Annotated in this window: 18 protein-coding genes; 10 read left to right on the top strand and 8 right to left on the bottom strand. The window is 66.5% G+C overall.

Annotated elements, in window-relative coordinates; all coding sequences use genetic code 11:
• Nucleotides 1–3: 3 nt before the first annotated feature.
• The 6 genes from glcE to F813_RS0104005 form a co-directional block, all read right to left on the bottom strand.
• Nucleotides 4–1,116, bottom strand: a complete 1,113-nt coding sequence (gene glcE, locus F813_RS0104030) for a glycolate oxidase subunit GlcE (protein ID WP_012983259.1) — start codon at nucleotides 1,114–1,116, stop codon at nucleotides 4–6.
• A gap of 12 nt (nucleotides 1,117–1,128) precedes the next feature.
• Entirely contained in the window at nucleotides 1,129–1,533 is a 405-nt protein-coding gene (locus F813_RS0104025; protein WP_012983258.1) for a DUF302 domain-containing protein, read from the bottom strand.
• 27 nt (nucleotides 1,534–1,560) lie between these two features.
• Nucleotides 1,561–4,353 carry a TRAP transporter permease gene (locus F813_RS0104020; protein WP_017925659.1) on the bottom strand — a complete coding sequence of 931 codons (2,793 nt, stop codon included), beginning with the start codon at nucleotides 4,351–4,353 and terminating at the stop codon, nucleotides 1,561–1,563.
• The gene (locus tag F813_RS0104015; RefSeq protein ID WP_012983256.1) at nucleotides 4,350–5,351 is read right to left on the bottom strand and encodes a TAXI family TRAP transporter solute-binding subunit; all 1,002 of its coding nucleotides are present in this window, start codon (nucleotides 5,349–5,351) and stop codon (nucleotides 4,350–4,352) included. The genes F813_RS0104020 and F813_RS0104015 overlap by 4 nt, the downstream gene beginning before the upstream one ends.
• Before the next feature lie 236 nt (nucleotides 5,352–5,587).
• A complete protein-coding gene (locus tag F813_RS0104010) occupies nucleotides 5,588–6,220 on the bottom strand; it encodes a PEP-CTERM sorting domain-containing protein (RefSeq protein WP_017925658.1) in 633 nt (210 codons plus the stop codon).
• Nucleotides 6,221–6,552: 332 nt separating this feature from the next.
• Nucleotides 6,553–7,230 carry a PEP-CTERM sorting domain-containing protein gene (locus F813_RS0104005; RefSeq protein WP_012983254.1) on the bottom strand — a complete coding sequence of 226 codons (678 nt, stop codon included), beginning with the start codon at nucleotides 7,228–7,230 and terminating at the stop codon, nucleotides 6,553–6,555.
• A 586-nt stretch (nucleotides 7,231–7,816) separates the two neighbouring features.
• Between F813_RS0104005 and glyA the strand changes: the two genes are divergently transcribed.
• The 5 genes from glyA (at nucleotide 7,817) to ribBA (ending at nucleotide 12,781) form a co-directional block, all read left to right on the top strand.
• Nucleotides 7,817–9,076: a serine hydroxymethyltransferase gene (gene glyA, locus F813_RS0104000; RefSeq protein WP_012983253.1), complete on the top strand. Its 1,260-nt coding sequence runs from the start codon at nucleotides 7,817–7,819 to the stop codon at nucleotides 9,074–9,076.
• A 22-nt stretch (nucleotides 9,077–9,098) separates the two neighbouring features.
• Nucleotides 9,099–9,650 (top strand): transcriptional regulator NrdR, encoded by a 552-nt coding sequence (gene nrdR / locus F813_RS0103995; protein WP_012983252.1) that lies wholly within the window; start codon nucleotides 9,099–9,101, stop codon nucleotides 9,648–9,650.
• Complete coding sequence (gene ribD, locus F813_RS0103990; RefSeq protein ID WP_012983251.1) at nucleotides 9,650–10,840, top strand: bifunctional diaminohydroxyphosphoribosylaminopyrimidine deaminase/5-amino-6-(5-phosphoribosylamino)uracil reductase RibD; 1,191 nt, start codon at nucleotides 9,650–9,652, stop codon at nucleotides 10,838–10,840. The genes nrdR and ribD overlap by 1 nt, the downstream gene beginning before the upstream one ends.
• Nucleotides 10,841–10,963: 123 nt before the next feature.
• Entirely contained in the window at nucleotides 10,964–11,647 is a 684-nt protein-coding gene (locus F813_RS0103985; protein ID WP_012983250.1) for a riboflavin synthase, read from the top strand.
• Nucleotides 11,648–11,674: 27 nt separating this feature from the next.
• Nucleotides 11,675–12,781 (top strand): bifunctional 3,4-dihydroxy-2-butanone-4-phosphate synthase/GTP cyclohydrolase II, encoded by a 1,107-nt coding sequence (ribBA, locus tag F813_RS0103980; protein ID WP_017925656.1) that lies wholly within the window; start codon nucleotides 11,675–11,677, stop codon nucleotides 12,779–12,781.
• Between the two features lie 46 nt (nucleotides 12,782–12,827).
• On the opposite strand, the gene F813_RS14405 is transcribed toward ribBA, so the two are convergent.
• Together F813_RS14405 and F813_RS0103970 are read right to left on the bottom strand one after the other, a co-directional pair.
• Nucleotides 12,828–12,992, bottom strand: a complete 165-nt coding sequence (locus F813_RS14405) for a hypothetical protein (protein ID WP_012983248.1) — start codon at nucleotides 12,990–12,992, stop codon at nucleotides 12,828–12,830.
• Between the two features lie 3 nt (nucleotides 12,993–12,995).
• A complete protein-coding gene (locus F813_RS0103970; RefSeq protein ID WP_017925655.1) occupies nucleotides 12,996–14,042 on the bottom strand; it encodes a folate-binding protein YgfZ in 1,047 nt (348 codons plus the stop codon).
• Between the two features lie 192 nt (nucleotides 14,043–14,234).
• Between F813_RS0103970 and sdhC the strand changes: the two genes are divergently transcribed.
• The 5 genes from sdhC to F813_RS0103945 all read left to right on the top strand — a co-directional run.
• Nucleotides 14,235–14,615 carry a succinate dehydrogenase, cytochrome b556 subunit gene (sdhC, locus tag F813_RS0103965; RefSeq protein ID WP_017925654.1) on the top strand — a complete coding sequence of 127 codons (381 nt, stop codon included), beginning with the start codon at nucleotides 14,235–14,237 and terminating at the stop codon, nucleotides 14,613–14,615.
• Entirely contained in the window at nucleotides 14,612–14,950 is a 339-nt protein-coding gene (sdhD, locus tag F813_RS0103960; protein ID WP_017925653.1) for a succinate dehydrogenase, hydrophobic membrane anchor protein, read from the top strand. Before sdhC ends, sdhD begins: the two co-directional genes overlap by 4 nt.
• The gene (gene sdhA / locus F813_RS0103955) at nucleotides 14,947–16,722 is read left to right on the top strand and encodes a succinate dehydrogenase flavoprotein subunit (protein ID WP_017925652.1); all 1,776 of its coding nucleotides are present in this window, start codon (nucleotides 14,947–14,949) and stop codon (nucleotides 16,720–16,722) included. The genes sdhD and sdhA overlap by 4 nt, the downstream gene beginning before the upstream one ends.
• Nucleotides 16,723–16,802: 80 nt before the next feature.
• A complete protein-coding gene (locus tag F813_RS0103950; RefSeq protein WP_017925651.1) occupies nucleotides 16,803–17,504 on the top strand; it encodes a succinate dehydrogenase iron-sulfur subunit in 702 nt (233 codons plus the stop codon).
• A gap of 297 nt (nucleotides 17,505–17,801) precedes the next feature.
• Nucleotides 17,802–18,050 (top strand): transposase (locus F813_RS0103945; protein WP_155995110.1); only part of this gene is annotated, 249 nt, incomplete at its 3' end.

Genomic DNA, 18,050 nt, shown 5'->3' with positions numbered 1-18,050 from the left:
GGCTCAGGTCGTGCGCGGCCGGCGGGAACGGGGGTTCGGCAGCAGGGGGGCGAAGAAGACGCCGTCCGGGTCCAGGGCCTCGCGCAGGCGGCCTTCCAGGGCCTCCAGCGCCTCCCCGCGCGGGTGCAGGCGGGACACGCCCGGGGCGTCGCCGAGCCACAGGCGGGCGTGCCCGCCGGCGTCGGTTACGGCGCGGCGCACGGTCTCGGGATGTTCCGTCGTGCGCAGCCAGCGCTCCGCGCCGCCCCAGTTCAGCAGCCACTCGCCGGACAGCGCGAGCGGTTCCGTCGCCGGTGGCAGGCTGATCCGCCACAGCCGGGCCCCGGCGGCCAGTTCGTCCGTGAACAGGGGCAGGCTGCGGTCCCTCAGTGCGCTCCAGAAGCCCCGGGCCGGGTCGCCCGGTTCGGCGTCGATACGCTGGATGGCCTCGTCCACCGCTTCCTCGCCGCCGCCAAGACGGATATGGGTGACGCCGTCGTGCCAGGCGATGCCCGAGAATGGCCACCCGGTGCGGCCCCAGGCGCTGCAGCGCGCGATGAACGATTCAGTATCATCCTCGCGCTGCAGGTAGCGCTCGCAGGCCGGTCGCGGCAACAATTTGAAGCTGGTCTCCAGGATCAGCCCGAGACCGCCCAGGCTGCCACACATCAGGCGCGAGACATCGAAGCCGGCGACGTTCTTCATGACCTGGCCGCCGAACTGCAGGATGTCGCCGCGTCCATTCACGACCCGGGTGCCGAGCACGGCGTCGCGCAGTGCGGCGGCCCACGGGCGGCGCGGTCCCGACATGCCCAGTGCGACCATGCCACCGACGGTGGCTTCGGGGGCGCCCAGCGCGGGTTCGAAGGGGAGCATCATGCCGACCTCGTCCAGGGCCTGGTCCAGGGTGACCACGGGGGTGCCGCTGCGCACGGTGACGACCAGTTCGCTCGGCTCCAGGGTCACGATCCCCCGATGTTCGTGGCTCTCCAGCTGGAGTACGCCGGTGGGGATGCCGTCGGGGAAGCTCTGATCACCATGCTGGCGACCGCCGCGCAGGGCGATTCGGTTCCCTGCCACGCTGGCCTCGCGGATCGCCTCCGCGAGCGGCGCGGCATGGTCTTTGGTGTCTCTCACCGGGCGGCAGGCTCAGCCGGCTTCCAGTGCCTGGCGGACCCGTTCGAGGCGTTCCCGGACATCGCTGGCAAGGGCCTCGACGCCCGGTTTGTCCACCAGGGCCATCACCGCGACCGGGTCCATGAAACCGACGGTGCAGGTCCCGTCCTGGTTGTCCTGCACCAGGACGTTGCAGGGCAACAGCAGCCCGATGTTGGGATCGGCCTCAATGGCATGACGCGCGAGATGCGGGTTGCACGCGCCGAGGATGCGGTAGGGACGATGATCGAGATCCAGCTTCTTCTTGAAGGCGGCGGCTACATCGATCTCGCTGAGGATGCCGAAGCCCTCCTCGCCGAGGGCCGCCGTCGTGCGCTCGATAGCCGTATCCATCGGGACGCTCAGAATCACGTTAAAGCCGTATTTGGGTTGTTCCATAGTACCGTTCTCCTGTCGCGTGGATCGTCAGGCGCTGAGCGCTGGTGCCGCCGCGGTCGGCCCGGAGGGCGGCTCGCGGCGGCGCTGGTTCCAGGCCACCAGCAGCGCCGGCAGGAGACCCGGGAGGTACCACCAGTAGGGGCTGGGACGGTCGGTCTCCACGAGCACGCTGGTGATCGTCCAGCCGCCTTCCAAGCCTACCCGGCCGGCCGGACTGCCAAAAGCAACCGTCTGGATGCGGGCCTTTTCCGCGTCTTCGTCAAAGGAGACGTCGAGGCCGGCATCGGACAGGCGTTCGCGCGGCTCCAGATCCGGGTCGCCCAGCGGGAACATCACGGTGCGGGTGATCTCACGGCCCTCCAGGTCGATACCGGTGGCCTCCACCCGCAGGGATTCGCGATCCGGGATGGTCTCGACGACCTCGAACAGCTGTTCGGCTGGTATTCGCTCATAGGGCTCTGTTACCCGATCCATCAGTACGGTCGGGGCCAGCAGCACGAACGCGCTGACCAGCAACAGCGCCGATTCCCAGCGGCGGCTCCGGGTCAGGAAGTAGCCCTGGGTCGCCGCGGTAAACAGGAGAACGCCGGCCAGCGAGCCGAGGAAGACGAGCAGCAACTGGAACACGTTGTCCACGCCGATCAGCAGCAGCTGGCTGTTGAAGATGAAGAAGAATGGCAGCGCGATGGTGCGCAGGCTGTAGGCGAAGGCCTGTATCCCGGTGCGGATCGGATCCGCCTTCGCCACGGCCGCTCCGGCGAACGAGGCCAGCCCCACCGGGGGTGTCACGTCCGCCATGATGCCAAAGTAGAACACGAACAGGTGCGCGGCGATCAGCGGGATCAGGATGTCGTTCTGGGCGCCCAGCTCCACGATCACCGGGGCCATCAGGGTCGCGACCACGATGTAGTTCGCGGTGGTCGGCAGTCCCAGGCCCAGCACCAGGCTGATCAGCGCGGTCAGGAACAGCACGAGCAGCAGGTTGCCGCCAGAGAGGGTGTCGACCAGGTCGGTCAGCACCAGCCCGACCCCGGTCATCGCGACGGTACCGACGATAATCCCGGCCGCTGCGGTCGCGACACCGATGCCGATCATGTTGCGTGCGCCGGTCTCGAAACCCTGGAACAGCTCCCATACGCCGACCCAGGCCGCCTGTGCGAGCCGGCCCTGGCGCCGGAACAGTGCGACCAGTGGCCGCTGAGTCAGCACGATGAAGATCATGAACGCGACGGCCCAGAAGGCCGAAAGCCCCGGCGACAGGCGCTCCACGACCAGCGCCCAGACCAGTACCACCAGCGGCAGCACGTAGTGCAGCCCGCCGAGCACCGTGGGCAGCACGCGCGGCAGCGGACGCTCGGTATCCAGTGGCGCCGCTTCCGGTTCATGAGCGGCAATCCACAACAGCACCAGGTAGGCGGTAAACAGCAGGGCGGCGATGATCCAGGCGGCCGCGTCGCCGGCCACGTCCTTGATCCAGCCAAGCCCCCAGTACACGGCGCCCGCCAGTATGACCAGGCTGGAGACCGTGATCCCGAAGCTGATCAGGCGGCCGCGCCAGGTGGTGACGGTAGCGCGCTTGAGGCCCTCCATGCCGTTCTTGCAGGCCTCCAGGTGCACGATGTAGATCAGCGCGATATAGGCGATCAGGGCCGGCAGGATCGCGTGCTTGAGGACCTCGACATAGGGGATGCCGACGTATTCGACCATCAGGAACGCGGCGGCCCCCATGACCGGCGGCATCAGCTGTCCGTTCACGGAGCTGGCCACCTCGACGGCCCCGGCCTTGTGCGGGCTGAAGCCGACCCGCTTCATCAGAGGGATGGTGAAGGTCCCGGTGGTGACGACGTTGGCGATGGACGAACCCGAAACCACCCCGGTCATCCCCGAGGCCATTACGGCCGCCTTGGCCGGGCCTCCGCGCATGTGCCCGAGCAGGGAGAACGCGACCCGGATGAAGTAGTCGCCTGCCCCTGCGCGCTCCAGCAGCGCGCCGAACAGCACGAACAGGAACACGAAGCTGGTCGAGACCCCCAGCGCGATCCCGAACACCCCCTCGTTGGACAGCCACTGCTGCGCCATCGCGCGGGGATAGCTGGCGCCGCGATGGGCAATGATGTCCGGCATGATCGGGCCGGCGAAGGTGTAGAACAAAAAGATCGCGGCGATGATCGTCAGCGCCGGACCCAGTACGCGCCGGGTGGCCTCCAGCAGCAGGATCAGGCCGATCCCGGCGACGATCAGATCGACGTCCGAGGGCGCCCCGGGGCGATCGGCCAGTTCGGCATGAAACAGGTACAGGTACAGCGCGCTGAAGGCCGCGATCGCCGCGAACATCCAGTCGGTCAGCGGTATGTGGTGGATCGGGTCATGGCCGCGCAGCAGCGGCAATGCGATCACCAGCAGGGTCAGTCCGATGATTACGTAGACCTCGGCCAGGCGCTCCAGACCCAGCAACTGCCAGATCCCGAACGCCATCAGGATCAGCCCGCCCAGGGCGTAGGTCACGCCAATGGCGCGCGACCAGGACACGTGGCGCGTGCCCGGGCGGATCGCCGGAAACAGCAGGTAGGCCAGGAATACCGCAAAGGCCAGGTGGATCGAGCGCGCCTCGGTATCCGAGACGACAAAGAAATCCAGCCAGTCGCCCAGGGGTGAGGCGATCCAGATCTGGAACAGCGACCAGGCCACTGCAGTCAGCCAGATCAGGCTGCGTGTGCCGCGCCCCGGGTGACGCGCACCGGACTCCAGTTCCTGAGCAGTCTCGGCCGCGTTGTCGGCCGGTTCCGTGGCCTCCCCGGTAGTCCCCCTGGTCTCGCTCATTCGATCAGCCCCGCTTCACGGAAATAGCGTTGAGCCCCCGGATGCAGGGGGGCCGATAGTCCTTCGTCCACCATCGTCTCGCGCTCCAGCGGGCCAAAGGCCGGATGCAGGCCGCGAAAGGTCTCGAAGTTCTCGAACACCGCGCGGGTGATCTCGTAGACCGCGCGCTCCGAGGTGCGGGTCGAGGTCACCAGCGTGGCACCGACACCGTAGGTGTGAATGTCGTCGCCCTGGCCCGGGTAGGTGCCGGCGGGGATCACGGCGCGCAGGTAATAGGGGGTGTCCTCGACCAGCTGGTCGACGGTCGCGCCTTCGATCGACACCAGCCGCGCATCGCAGGTCGCGATGGGCTCCTGGATCGCGGCCGAGGGGTGGCCGACCGAGAATACAAAGGCGTCGATGCGGTTGTCGCACAGCGCCTGGGCCTGTTCGCGCGAGGGCAGTTCGCTCACCCGGCGAAAGGTGTCCTGGTCCCAGCCCAGCGCCTCCATCAGTTCTTCCATCAGGATGCGCTGGCCCGAGCCCGGGTTGCCGATGTTGACGCGTTTGCCGGGCAGGTCATCCAGCCCCTCGATGTCTGCGTCAGGTCGCACTACCAGGGTGAGGGGTTCGGCATGCAGGCTGAACGCCGCGCGCAGATGGGGGGCGGGGCCGAACGCCTCGAAACGCCCGGAGCCCCGATAGGCGTGGTACTGCAGGTCCGACTGCGCGACGCCAAAGTCCATGTCGCCCGACCGGATCATGTTGAGATTGAACACGGACCCGCCGGTGCTCTCCGCCGTGCAGCGCATCCCGTGCTCGTCGCGGCGGGTGTTGAACAGACGACACAGGTGCTGGCCCGCCGGGTAATACACGCCGGTGACCCCGCCGGTGCCGATATTGATGAAGCGCGATTCGGCCTGTGTGGTGGTGGCCAGCAGCAGGCTGACCAGGGTGAGCACTGGCAGCAGCCGTTGCAGCCATCGCCGGTCGGTCCTCGTCACACTGGATCGATTCATACGCCCTCCGGGGTATTGCCGGGAACGAATCGCGGCAGTGCCGAGGATTCTAGGGAGACGTCGATCAAATAGCACGTTCGCATTCAGGTCGATTGTGCCTGCGGGCGGGGACGATGGGGGCAGCCCCGCCTTTGGATATCCGCGGTCCTGTGCAGGACCCTCTTCAAGCAGGATCAAGGACACGCCCGACAGGCGTGCCCTTTATGGCGCGCGGCGACGGGCCGCGGTGTGTTCGGCTAGGCCGGAAAACGGGACCCCTGAAGCCGGTTTCGGCGAAGTATCAGCCCAAGCAGGCCGAGCCCCAGGCCCATCAGCAGCATCGTCTTCGGTTCGGGGACGGTGCCGACCGCGCTCGAACGGTAATAGACGCTGATATGCGAGATGTTGCGTGTAGCCGCACCCGGATAGTTGAAGGGCGGTTGGGTAAAGGGTGAGCTGTATTCCCCGTTCATTCCGGTCATCAGGAACCCGACGAGGTTGGTGCCGTTGCCATGGCTGAACACGAACAGCAGGTCTTCATAGTCCCATTCGGAATCGAGGCTCCATTGCCCGTTGTGGCGATTGCCATCAAAGCTGGCGAGGGTCGAGCTGTTCGACCCGGGGGAGGTCCAGCGGCCGTCGAACAGCCAGTCGCTGATCCCGAAGAACCCGGTATCGCCCGCGGTATTTACCAGCCAGCTGGAGGGGTCCCCGGTGGTGGAGTCGGTGGCCGCACCATCCAAAGGCGACAAAATTTGGCAGCCGATATTGTTGCTGACCTTGTCGCCGACGTTGCCGGACAGGGCACTGCAATCGAGAAGTGCGGCCTGGGTGGCCCCGGAAAGCGACAGGGTCAACAGGAGCAACGTCCCGGCCAGGAACGAGGGCAAAGGCTTGCATGACATCGGGCTTATCTCCATGGGACGAAAGTCCCTCCATGGTGTCTCATGAATGCGGCGGGGACGGGGATCGTCCGAAAGTGCCATCACTCACAAGGCGGGAATGCAGCACGCTTCGTGCCATGTTCGACGAGATGGGGGATTCGGCTGCTGAAACAACCGCTTGCGGGAATTGCTTTGAGGAGGCGGTCGCGGGGTATAGCCAAGATGTAAAAAAACCGGACATGTCCGGTCGAGGCCAGCGATTCATTGTGGATCGGGGAGCCTGAACGCAATGATGGCGCCACCTGGGCGCCATCATGCCGAAGCCGAGCAGGAGGTGATCAGGCTGCCATCGTGTCCCTGCGCGCTTTGCGGCGGACGACGATACCCAGCAAGCCCAGACCCAGACCCAATAGCAGCAGAGTGTGGGGTTCGGGGACACGGCCGCCGGGGCGGTAGTAGATGCTGACGTGGGAGATGTCGCGGTCGTTTCCTGCCCCCGGCAGCGGGAACGGCGGTCGGCTGAAGGGCGTGGAATAGGAGCCGCTGTAACCGGTCATCAGATAGCCAACCAGGTTCGTGTTGCCGCCGTCCTTGAACAGGAACAGGAGGTCTCCGTAGACGAAGCTCGGATCGAGTGTCCAGGTGCCGCTCAGAGAGTGGCCATTCAGGGTGACCAGGTTGAGTGTCGGGTCCGCCGGATCAAATTCCAGCGGATCGCCGTTGCTGTCGGGCGGGTCTTCCCAGCGACCATCGAACTGCCAGTCGCTGATACCAAAAAAACCCGTGCCACCGGCGGTGTTGACGATCCAGTTGGCTGAGTCGCCGCCCACAGGGTCGTTCGCATTGCCATCGAGCGGCTGGAGTACCTGGCAGCCGATGTTGCTGGTAACGCGATCCTCGAGGCCCCCGTCCAGGCTTTCGCAGCTAATAAACGAAGCCTGTGCGGCGCCGGAAAGGCCCAGGCCCAGCAACAGGGCGGCACTCGCGAAATAGGGTGTAATGCGTATGGGTTTCATTCGATGCACCTTCCCTGGGAATAGCCCCCTGGGTAGCTTGCGCGGATCCGGCCCATCCGGTCCTTGTGCATGCAGGGGTATGCAGAAAAGGTGCCATGCGGGCTCGGTACAAAGAATCCACACGCAAAAACATATGGATAGGCGAATGTCCATGCGCTCGAGCATGGCGCGAAGGGTATGGGTGTAAAAAAGTGTGACGCTGGTTGGGCATCCATTTGGATGACAGGCCTAGTGCGCACGTGGTTAGAGGGCGGTGGCCGTATGCCGGCTTCCACGCCGGTTCGAGATCGGGTGTAAAGAAACAGGACACTAATGGTGAGTACGGGGCGCATCGGTTGGCCTCGCTACCGCACCGGTCTCGTGAAAGAACGGAAACTCGTCTAGGCGATTGAAAAAAAGGAAATAATGTCGGTATTGCGTGGCGTGCCGAATCGCGGGTGGCGGGGCCTTGCCGGCGTGGTCGCCTGAAAAAAAGCCCCGCATCCCCTATCATTACGCGTCTTTGTTTCCCCCTTCCCAGGCCTGCGCCGGTGAATCGGCGCGCCGGGAAACCGAATCCACGAAAGTAATGAAACGGGAGATCCGAATGTTTTCGATCGACATGAGCATCCACGGCTACGACGACGAACTCTGGGGCGCCATCAGCAAGGAGGCGCAGCGCCAGGAAGAGCACATCGAGCTGATCGCGTCGGAGAACTACACCAGCCCGCGCGTGATGGAGGCCCAGGGCTCCGTGCTGACCAACAAGTACGCCGAGGGCTATCCGGGCAAGCGCTACTACGGTGGCTGCGAGTACGTGGACATCGTCGAGCAGCTCGCCATCGACCGACTCAAGCAGCTCTATGGCGCCGACTACGCCAACGTGCAGCCGCATTCCGGCTCGCAGGCCAACGCGGCCGTGTACATGGCCCTGCTGCAGCCGCATGACACCGTGCTCGGCATGAGCCTGGACGCCGGCGGGCACCTGACCCACGGCGCCAAGCCGAACTTCTCCGGCAAGATCTACAACGCGGTGCAGTACGGCATCACCGACGAGGGCCTGATCGACTACGACGAGGTCCAGCGCCTGGCCACCGAGCACCAGCCGAAGATGATCGTCGCCGGCTTCTCCGCCTACTCGCGCGTGGTCGACTGGAAGCGCTTCCGCGAGATCGCCGATTCCGTGGGCGCCTACCTGATGGTGGACATGGCCCATGTCTCCGGGCTGATCGCCGCCGGCGAATACCCGAATCCGATCGACCATGCCCACGTGGTCACCTCCACCACGCACAAGTCCCTGCGCGGGCCGCGTGGCGGTTTTATCCTTTCCAAGGGTCAGCCGGAGCTGAACAAGAAGTTCCAGTCGCTGATCTTCCCCGGCACCCAGGGGGGTCCGTTGATGCACGTGATCGCCGGCAAGGCGGTGGCGTTCAAGGAGGCCCTGGAGCCGGAATTCAAGACCTACCAGAAGCAGGTGATCGCCAACGCCCGCGCGATGGCCGAGGTCCTGGTCGAGCGCGGCTATGACATCGTCTCCGGCGGCACCGACAACCACCTGTTCCTGCTGAGCCTGGTCTCCAAGGGTATGACCGGCAAGGCCGCGGACGCCGCGCTCGGCCGCGCCAATATCACGGTCAACAAGAACGCGGTGCCGAACGACCCGCAGTCGCCGTTCGTGACCTCCGGTATCCGCATCGGCACCGCCGCGCTCACGACCCGCGGCTTCACCGAGGCCGAGTCGCGCGAGCTGGCGGGCTGGATCGCCGACGTGCTGGATGACCACGAGAACGAGCAGGTGATCGACGCGACCCGCGCCAAGGTCGTCGAGATCTGCCGTCGGTTCCCGGTCTACGGCGCGGCCGAATAACGCGACGTAGCGGCGGCTCGCCATGCGCTGCCCGGCCTGTGGTGCTCAGGACACGCGTGTGGTCGACTCGCGCACGGCCGGTCCGGAGCAGGAACAGATCCGGCGTCGGCGCGAGTGCCGCGAGTGCCGGGCGCGCTTCACCACCTTCGAGCGGGCGGAGTTCAGCCTGCCGCGGGTGGTCAAGCGCTCCGGCGAACGGGTCGCGTTCGACGAGGACAAGCTGCGTAGCGGTCTGCGCCGGGCGTTGCACAAGCGCCCGGTGAAGACCGAGGATGTCGAACGCGTGATCGACGACATCAAGCGGCAGCTCGCCTCCCTGGCGGCCCCCGAGGTCAAGTCCGACCGCATTGGCGAGATGGTCCTGGCGGCCTTGCATGCCCTGGACCATGTGGCCTATATCCGTTTTGCCTCCATCTATCTGAGCTTTGCCAGCGTGCAGTCCTTCCGCGAGGCCATCGAGCGCCTCGAGGATGACCTGACACCGGAGATGCGTCGCTCGCAGCTGCGCCTGATCGATGAGGGACTCGCCGACACGGACGCCTCCGCACCGGGCGATTCGCAGGAGGGCAGTTGATGGCACAGCCGGGACACGAGCAGGCGGTGGAGGACCGGCGTCACATGGCGCGGGCGCTGGAGCTGGCCGATCTTGGCCGCTTCAGCGCCGATCCCAATCCTCGGGTGGGCTGCGTGCTGGTGCGCGAGGGCGAGGTCGTCGGCGAGGGGCTGCACTGGCGCGCCGGCGAGTCACATGCCGAAGTGAACGCCTTGCGCGCGGCCGGCGAAGCCGCGCGCGGCGCCACCGTCTACGTAACGCTCGAGCCGTGCAGTCACCACGGCCGTACCCCCCCCTGTACCGAGGCACTGATCCAGGCCGGCGTGGCCCGGGTGGTGATCGCGATGCAGGACCCCAATCCGCAAGTCTGTGGTGGCGGCATGGAGGCGCTGCGCGCGGCCGGGATCGAGGTCGAAACCGGCGTGCTCGAGGCCGAGGCGCGGGCGCTGAACCCGGGCTTTGTCCAGCGCATGGAGCAGGGACGCCCCTGGGTCCGGATCAAGCTCGCGGCGAGCCTGGACGGCCGCACGGCGATGGCCTCGGGCGAGTCGCGCTGGATTACCGGCGAGGCGGCGCGTCGCGACGTGCAGCTGTGGCGGGCGCGCGCCGGGGCGATCCTGACCGGCAGCGGTACCGTGGTGGCCGACGACCCGCGCCTGACCGTGCGCCTGAAGCCGCACCAGCTGGCCGCGCAGGCCGGTTTTCCCGATGACCCGCACTACTCGGACCTGTCCACCCGGCAACCGCTCAGGGTGATCCTGGATGCCCGGCTGCGCACGCCCCCCGGCGCCCAGATCCTGAAGAGCGGCCCCGTCTGGATCCTGACCGGTCCGGATGCAGCACGCTCGCCGGCAGCCGATACCTTGCGTGGGCATGGCGCCGATGTGCGGCCGATCGCGCTGGCCAGCGACTCGCCCGACGGTGGGCTGGACCTTGGAGAGGTGCTGGCGGAGCTGGCGCGTGCCGAGGTCAACGAACTGCATGTGGAGTCCGGACCGGGTCTGGCCGGGGCGCTGGCCCGCGGGGGCTGGGTGGACGAGTGGCTGCTGTACCAGGCGCCACTGCTGCTGGGCTCGAGCGCCCGCCCGCTGGTTGAATGGCCGCTGGCGCGCATGGACGAGCGTGCGGAGCTGGAGATCCTCGAGAGCCGTTGGGTGGGTGATAGCCTGCGCCTGCGCGCGCGCCCGCGCCGCCAGGGCACCGCACATTAGTGGGGATTTGCCTGGCAAGGCCCCGGCACCCGTAACCCAGTGGTGCGAATTCACTAGTGTTTCCCTAAGATGGTCGGTTCGCGGCGCCCCCTCCCGGGGTGGCCTGCAACCGAAACAAGGCCCATGTTCACCGGAATCATCGAGACCCTTGGCAACCTGGATCGTCTGACGCCCAGTGGGGGCGACGTGCGCCTCTACGTGAATGCGCCGGGGATGGACCTGTCCGACACTCGTTTGGGTGACTCCATCGCTGTCAATGGCGTGTGTCTTACCGTGACTGACCTGACCACCGGGGGCTTCGCTGCGGACGTCTCGCGCGAGTCATTGGACGTGACCACACTGGGGGCCCTGGGGCCTGGCGACCGGGTCAACCTGGAGCGGGCGCTGGCCCTGGGCGATCGCCTCGGCGGGCACATGGTCTCGGGCCACGTCGATGGCGTGGGCGAGGTGATCGCGATGGAGCCGGACGCGCGCTCCACCCGCGTGCGCTTTCGCGCCCCCGCCGCGCTGGCGCGTTACATCGCGGCGAAGGGCTCGATCACCATCGACGGCACCAGCCTGACCGTGAACCGGGTCGACGGGGCCGAATTCGAGGTCAACATCATCCCCCACACCTGGTCGCTGACCCGCTTCTCCGTCTACGCCGTGGGTACGCCGGTGAACCTGGAGGTCGACCTGATCGCCCGTTATCTGGAACGGTTGATGCTCGGCGAGCGTGCGGCGGAGCCGGGCACGGACGCCGGCCATCTGTCCGAAGCCTGGCTGGCCGCACAGGGCTTTCCCAATCATTCCGGGCCGCGCGACTGAGCGCACGGCCCCCGACCGAAGGCACGCATGGAATTTTCCAATACCGAAACCATCCTCGAGGAACTGCAGGCCGGGCGCATGGTGGTCATCGTCGACGACGAGGACCGCGAAAACGAGGGCGATCTTCTGATGCTTGCCTCGCATGTGCGCCCCGAGGACATCAACTTCATGGCCAAGTATGGCCGCGGGCTGATCTGCCTGACGCTGACCCGCGAGCGCTGCAAGCAGCTCGCGTTGCCGCTGATGGTGACCGACACCAACGACGTGCATGGCACCAACTTCACGCTGTCCATCGAGGCCGCCGAGGGCGTGACCACCGGCATCTCGGCCTATGACCGCGCGCATACCATCCGCACGGCCGTGGCGCCGAACGCGCAGCCGGACGACATCGTCCAGCCGGGGCATGTCTTTCCGCTGATGGCGCAGCCGGGCGGGGTGATCGTGCGCGCAGGGCATACCGAGGCCGGCTGCGACCTCGCGCGCCTGTCCGGCGCCGAGCCGGCCGCGGTGATCGTCGAGATCCTCAACGAGGACGGCACCATGGCGCGGCGCCCGGACCTCGAGCGCTTCTGTGCCGAACATGACCTGAAGATGGGCACGATCGAGGACCTGATCCGCTACCGTATCGAGAACGAGAAGACCGTTCAGCGCGTCTCGGAGCGCCCGTTCCCGACCGCGCATGGCGAGTTTCGCCTGCTGTCATTCCAGGACGAGGTCGACCACCAATTGCACTTTGCGCTGGTGCGCGGCGAGCCGAAGCCGGAGCAGGACACTCTGGTGCGCGTGCATCTGGAGAACACGCTGCATGACACCCTCGGCTACGCCGGCCCCGATTGTGGCTGGCCGCTGGACGACGCCCTGCGCCGCATTGACGAGGCGGGCGAGGGGGTCGTGGTGGTGCTGCGCAAGCACGAGAGTGCCGAGGCCCTGGCGCAGCGCCTGGAACAGCTTGGGCAGCCTCAGCAGGAGGAGCGCGGCGGGCGCGAGAATTCGGCCGAGTGGCGCATGTACGGCATTGGTGCGCAGATCCTGGCGGACTGCGGCGTGGGCCGCATGAAGCTGATGTCCGCGCCCAAGCGCTTCCACGGCCTGGGCGGTTTCGGGCTCGAGGTCGTCGACTACATCCACGAGTAGCCCGAGGTCACGAATAGCGCAGGGCGCTCTTCGTGACGCGCCCGCGCTATATGACCCCGTCCAGGCGCAGGTAGCCGATCAGGAACAGCACGGCGAGGACCCCGGCCAGCACGTACAGCCAGTTGGACAGCGTCGGGTTGTTGGGGCGGCTGAAGAAGGCCGCCCACAGCGCCAGCAGGATCAGGACGAAAAAGAAGAACAGGAATCGCATGGCTCAGGCTCCTTCCGGTACCGCGTAGGGCAGGTCGACGACCTCCGCCCGCGGGCCATCCGGTGACCCCCAGTGCAGCTCGCCCTCGGCGGCCGCCACCTGCACCACCGCCAGAGCCGAGTAGAGCCCGTCCGGGTGCAGCTCGGCGGCCACGATCTCGCCGTCCGCCTGCTCCGGGTTGCCGTCGGCGCGATACACCGGCGAGCCCGGCTGCGGTGGCTCCGCGGCATGGATCGCCAGGCGGAACATGCGCCGTTTCAGCTTGCCGAGGTAGTGCATGCGGGCCACCACCTCCTGTCCCGGGTAGCAGCCCTTCTCGAAGTTGATCGCCCCCAGCGCGTGCAGGTTCAGCATCTGCGGCACGAACATCTCGCTGGTCGCCTCGACCACGGTCGGCATCCCGGCGAGGATGTCGAGCAATGCCCACTCGCGCGGACCCACCGGGCCCGAGCGCACGTTCAGCTTGTCCCAGGCGGTGCGCATCGGTTCGAGCTCGCCGAACAGCTCGAAACGCGGGTGCACGCCGTTGACGCGCACGACGGTCACGCCGTCTTTCTCGACCACGTCGTCGACGGTTGCGGGGCAGGCGCCCAGGGCGTTGTTCAGTTCGGATTCCGCGTCGGGGCCGGAGAGCCCGAAGTGGATGTGCGAGTCGTCGGCGCGCTCGATCACCACATGGGCCCGCAGCACGAACATCCGCAGCCGCTTGGCGATAGCCTCGATGCGGTCGGCCGGCATCTCCAGCAGATAGCTGTCCGCGGTGCGCAGCACCCGGAACACCGCATAGGCCCGACCTTTGGGGCTGGAATAGCTGGAAATCTGGCTGTGGCTGGCATCGACCTGGGTGATGTCGTTGCCGAACTGCCCCTGCAGGAACTCGGTCGCGTCGTCCCCGCGGACCTCCAGCAAGCCCCGATGGGACAGGTCGCAGATCACCTCGCCATTGATGGCCATGCGGCGTTCGCGCTCGGGGTTGCCGTAGTGCAGGAGGTTGTCGTCCTCGAACTCGGCCCCGGCGTCGATCAGGTGATTCTTCCAGTCTTCGCGCATCGAAAACGCTCCTGTGACAGCGCTCGCGTCGTGTGCCCTGTCGGCTGGCGGCCTCGAGGACCCACGGCGGCGGATTGAGGTGGTAAGCTCAACACAGGTCGGGCGACCGGCTGAACCAAGCGGGTCGATAGTAGACGAACCTCTTGCAGGGTGTCAGCCCGACATTTTTTATCATCCGGTTTTGGGGGTGGCATGAGTTCTCCGGCACGGCCCGTTTTCCTGGATCTGCGCAAGATCCGTCTCCCGCTGAACGCCGTGGTTTCCATCCTGCACCGTATTACCGGGATCTTTCTGATCCTGTCGATCCCCGTCTTGTTGTGGCTGCTTGACCGCTCGCTGGCCAGTCCCGAGGGGTTCGCCCAGGTGGCGGCCATCATCGGTCACCCGGTCGGGCTGGCGTTGCTGCTGATCGGCCTGTGGTGGTTGCTGCATCACCTGTTCGCCGGGATTCGCTATCTGCTGATGGAGTTCGGCATCGGGGAGGATCGGGCCGGCTCGCTGCGCACCGCGCGTGACGCCCTGTATGCCGCGATCTTCGCCACGCTTGCCGTCTGGCTGGGGTTGATCCTGTGAGGCTGCTGTCGGGGCAGGGCGCGTGGTTGCTGCAGCGGCTCACGGCCGTCTATGTCGGGCTGTTCGTGATTGTGGTGCTGGGCTATTTCCTGATCGCACCGCCGGTGGATCACGCGGCCTGGGTGGCGGTAATCGCGCACCCGGCTGTGCTGCTGGGCAGTGCACTGTTTGTCGTGCTGCTGCTGTTGCATGCCTGGATCGGCCTGCGCGATGTCGTGCTCGACTACGTGAAACCATTGGCGCTGCGCCTGACTGTGCTGACCCTCAGCGCGGGCGCGCTCATCCTTTTGGGCCTGTGGGCCCTCTACCTCCTGATTCGAACGGGGCTTGCATGAACCTGACGCGGCGCAAATTCGACGCGCTGATCATCGGCGCCGGCGGCGCGGGCCTGCGTGCCGCGCTGCAGCTGTCCAACGGCGATGCCAAGGTGGCGGTGGTCTCCAAGGTGTTTCCCACGCGCTCGCATACGGTGGCCGCGCAGGGCGGCGTGAACGCCGCCCTGGCCAACGTACTGCCGGACTCCTGGCACTGGCATATGTTCGACACCGTGAAGGGATCGGACTATCTGGGCGATCAGGATGCGATCGAGTACATGTGCCGCGCCGCATCCAAGGTGGTCTACGAGCTGGATCACTTCGGCGTGCCGTTCTCGCGTCTGGACAACGGCAATATCTATCAGCGCGCCTTTGGCGGGCAGAGCCAGAACTTTGGCCAGACCCAGGCGGCGCGTACCTGTGCGGCGGCTGACCGGACCGGGCACGCGATCCTGCACTCGCTGTACCAGCAGAATCTGCGCGCTCGCACGCATTTTTTCGACGAGTACTTCGCGGTGGACCTGCTGCGTGACGAACAGGGTTTCGTGCTCGGTGCGCTGGCCTTCGAGATCCTGACCGGCGAGCCGATCGTGATCGAGGCGAAGACCACGCTGATCGCCACCGGCGGGGCGGGGCAGCTGTTCCGCACCACGACCAACGCCCTGATCAACACCGGCGACGGGATGGCGATGGCGCTGCGCGCCGGGGTGCCGCTGGAGGACATGGAGTTTGTCCAGTTTCACCCGACGGGGATCGCCGGGCGCGGGATGCTGATTACCGAGGGCGCACGCGGCGAGGGCGGCTACTTGATCAACTCCGAGGGCGAGCGCTTCATGGAGCGCTATGCCCCGCGGGCGAAGGACCTGGCCTCGCGCGACGTGGTCAGCCGCTCCATCGCCACCGAGGTGCGCGAGGGCCGCGGCTGCGGGCGCAATGCGGACCATGTGCTGCTGGATCTGCGCCATCTGGGCGCGGACACGATCATGCAGCGCCTGCCGGGCATCCGCGAGACCAGCATGACCTTCCTCGGCGTGGACCCGATCGAGGCCCCGATCCCGGTGTTCCCGACCTGCCACTACAGCATGGGCGGCATCCCGACCAACCGCTTCGGGCAGGTGGTCGCGCCGGTCAAGGACACCCCGGAGGACCCGGTGCCGGGGCTGTACGCGGCCGGGGAGGCCGCCTGTGTCTCCGTTCATGGGGCCAACCGCCTGGGTGGCAACTCGCTGCTGGACATCCTGGTGTTCGGGCGTGCGGCGGCCAACCATATCCTCGAATACCTGCGCGAGAACCACTACCACCGGCCGCTGGACGAGACGGCGGTGGAGCAGGCGATGGCACGACTGACGCGCTGGGACCGCAAGGACCCGGGCGACGGCTCCGCCGAGCAGGTCGAACCGCTGAAGCGCGAACTGCGCAAGGTGATGGAGGACCACTGCTCGGTGTTCCGAACCGACGAGGTGATGCGCGAGGGGGTGGAGAAGGTCCGTGCCCTGCGCGAGCGCCTGGATCACGCGGTGATCGCGGACCACTCGGCCACCTTCAACACCGCCCGGGTGGAGGCGATGGAGCTGGAGAACCTGATGGATTGCGCGATCGCCACCATCCGCTCTGCGCTGGGGCGCGAGGAGAGCCGCGGGGCGCATTCGCGTATCGACTTCCCCGAGCGCGACGATCAGCACTGGCTCAAGCACAGCCTGTACTCGCTGGCGGACGACAGCCTCGACTACAAGCCGGTGCGCACACAGCCGAACACCGTGCCCTCGTTCCCGCCGAAGGAGCGGGTGTACTGATGGCCCGCCGGGAATGCAATGCGGCGCGGGTTGCGGTTCGCGCGGCGAATCGCAGCGACACGCGCTGAAGGAACAGACGGATGGAATTCTCGATCTACCGCTTCAACCCGGAGACGGACACGCTACCGAAGATGCAGCGGTTCACCTTGCCCGACGACCAGGTCGAGCCGGGGATGATGCTGCTGGATGCGCTGCTGTTGCTGAAGGAGCAGGACGATTCCCTGGGCTTTCGCCGCTCCTGCCAGCACGGGGTCTGCGGCTCCGACGGCATGAACATCAACGGCATGAACGGCCTGGCCTGCATCACGCCGCTCGCGGATCTGGAGGCGCCGGTCACGCTGCGCCCGTTCCCGGGGATGCCGGTGATCCGCGACCTGATCGTGGATATGGCCAACTTCTGGGACCAGTACCGCAAGGCCGAGCCCTGGCTGGTCAACGACAGCCCGGAGCCCGAGGTCGAGCGCAAGCAGAGTCCGGAGGATCGTGACCAACTGGACGGTCTGTACGAGTGCATCCTGTGCGGCTGCTGTTCCGCCGCCTGCCCGTCCTACTGGTGGAACCCGGACAAGTTCCTGGGGCCGGCCGCGCTCTTGCAGGCCGCGCGCTTTATCCAGGACAGTCGCGACGAGGCCACCGATCACCGCCTGGCACAGCTGGACGATGCCTGGAAGCTATACCGCTGCCACACCATCATGAACTGCACCCAGGTCTGTCCGAAGGGTCTGAACCCCAGCCGGGCGATCGGCGATATCCGCCGCACCATGCTCAAGAAATCGCTGTGAGCCTCCTGCTACAAAACGGCGGTTCAGCCCCCGTAGGAGCCTGCTTGCAGGCGAATGCCCCCGCCAAAGCCAGACGCGGGCAGAGGCTTCGCCTGCAAGCAGGCTCCTTGTGTCTTGCGGTTCACGGATCGCTACCATGAACCGTATTGGGCTCGGGTAACCCGTCAGGCTCCTGAGGTCACGAACCTGTTCTGTAGATTGGCCCCGAGTCCTTTCTCATCTCGAAGTTTGAACGGTATCCAAGACCCCCCTCCGTGACGGACGGGTGAGGCTGTACGGACAAGGCGAGAGGACGAGATGGCTCATATTGGCGTTGATGTTAGCAAGAACAAGCTCGACTGCATGTGGGTCCGGGATCTGGAGGCGGGCAAGGTGAAGCCCAAGGTGTTCCCGAACCGCCAAGACCAGTACCGGGAGCTGCTGCACTGGCTCGAGCGCAACACCGGCGAGACCCCCGAGGGGCTCCATGTGTATCTGGAGGCCACCGGCATCTACCACGAGCCGCTGGCGTACTGGCTTCATGATCAGGGGGTGCAGGTCCACGTG

This window comes from Thioalkalivibrio sp. HL-Eb18 (genome assembly GCF_000364985.1).
GTDB lineage: Bacteria > Pseudomonadota > Gammaproteobacteria > Ectothiorhodospirales > Ectothiorhodospiraceae > Thioalkalivibrio.
This window is presented reverse-complemented; position numbering and strand designations above follow the sequence as displayed.

What these genes read in the sequence shown, in the direction of transcription:
- F813_RS0104015 (WP_012983256.1), bottom strand. Translation starts at nt 5,351, where the DNA reads ATGAATCGATCCAGTGTGACGAGGACCGACCGGCGATGGCTGCAACGG.
- nrdR (WP_012983252.1), top strand. Translation starts at nt 9,099, where the DNA reads ATGCGCTGCCCGGCCTGTGGTGCTCAGGACACGCGTGTGGTCGACTCG.
- glyA (WP_012983253.1), top strand. Translation starts at nt 7,817, where the DNA reads ATGTTTTCGATCGACATGAGCATCCACGGCTACGACGACGAACTCTGG.
- ribBA (WP_017925656.1), top strand. Translation starts at nt 11,675, where the DNA reads ATGGAATTTTCCAATACCGAAACCATCCTCGAGGAACTGCAGGCCGGG.
- F813_RS0104025 (WP_012983258.1), bottom strand. Translation starts at nt 1,533, where the DNA reads ATGGAACAACCCAAATACGGCTTTAACGTGATTCTGAGCGTCCCGATG.
- F813_RS0104005 (WP_012983254.1), bottom strand. Translation starts at nt 7,230, where the DNA reads ATGAAACCCATACGCATTACACCCTATTTCGCGAGTGCCGCCCTGTTG.
- sdhC (WP_017925654.1), top strand. Translation starts at nt 14,235, where the DNA reads ATGAGTTCTCCGGCACGGCCCGTTTTCCTGGATCTGCGCAAGATCCGT.
- F813_RS14405 (WP_012983248.1), bottom strand. Translation starts at nt 12,992, where the DNA reads ATGCGATTCCTGTTCTTCTTTTTCGTCCTGATCCTGCTGGCGCTGTGG.
- F813_RS0104020 (WP_017925659.1), bottom strand. Translation starts at nt 4,353, where the DNA reads ATGAGCGAGACCAGGGGGACTACCGGGGAGGCCACGGAACCGGCCGAC.
- F813_RS0103985 (WP_012983250.1), top strand. Translation starts at nt 10,964, where the DNA reads ATGTTCACCGGAATCATCGAGACCCTTGGCAACCTGGATCGTCTGACG.
- sdhA (WP_017925652.1), top strand. Translation starts at nt 14,947, where the DNA reads ATGAACCTGACGCGGCGCAAATTCGACGCGCTGATCATCGGCGCCGGC.
- F813_RS0103970 (WP_017925655.1), bottom strand. Translation starts at nt 14,042, where the DNA reads ATGCGCGAAGACTGGAAGAATCACCTGATCGACGCCGGGGCCGAGTTC.
- F813_RS0103950 (WP_017925651.1), top strand. Translation starts at nt 16,803, where the DNA reads ATGGAATTCTCGATCTACCGCTTCAACCCGGAGACGGACACGCTACCG.
- ribD (WP_012983251.1), top strand. Translation starts at nt 9,650, where the DNA reads ATGGCACAGCCGGGACACGAGCAGGCGGTGGAGGACCGGCGTCACATG.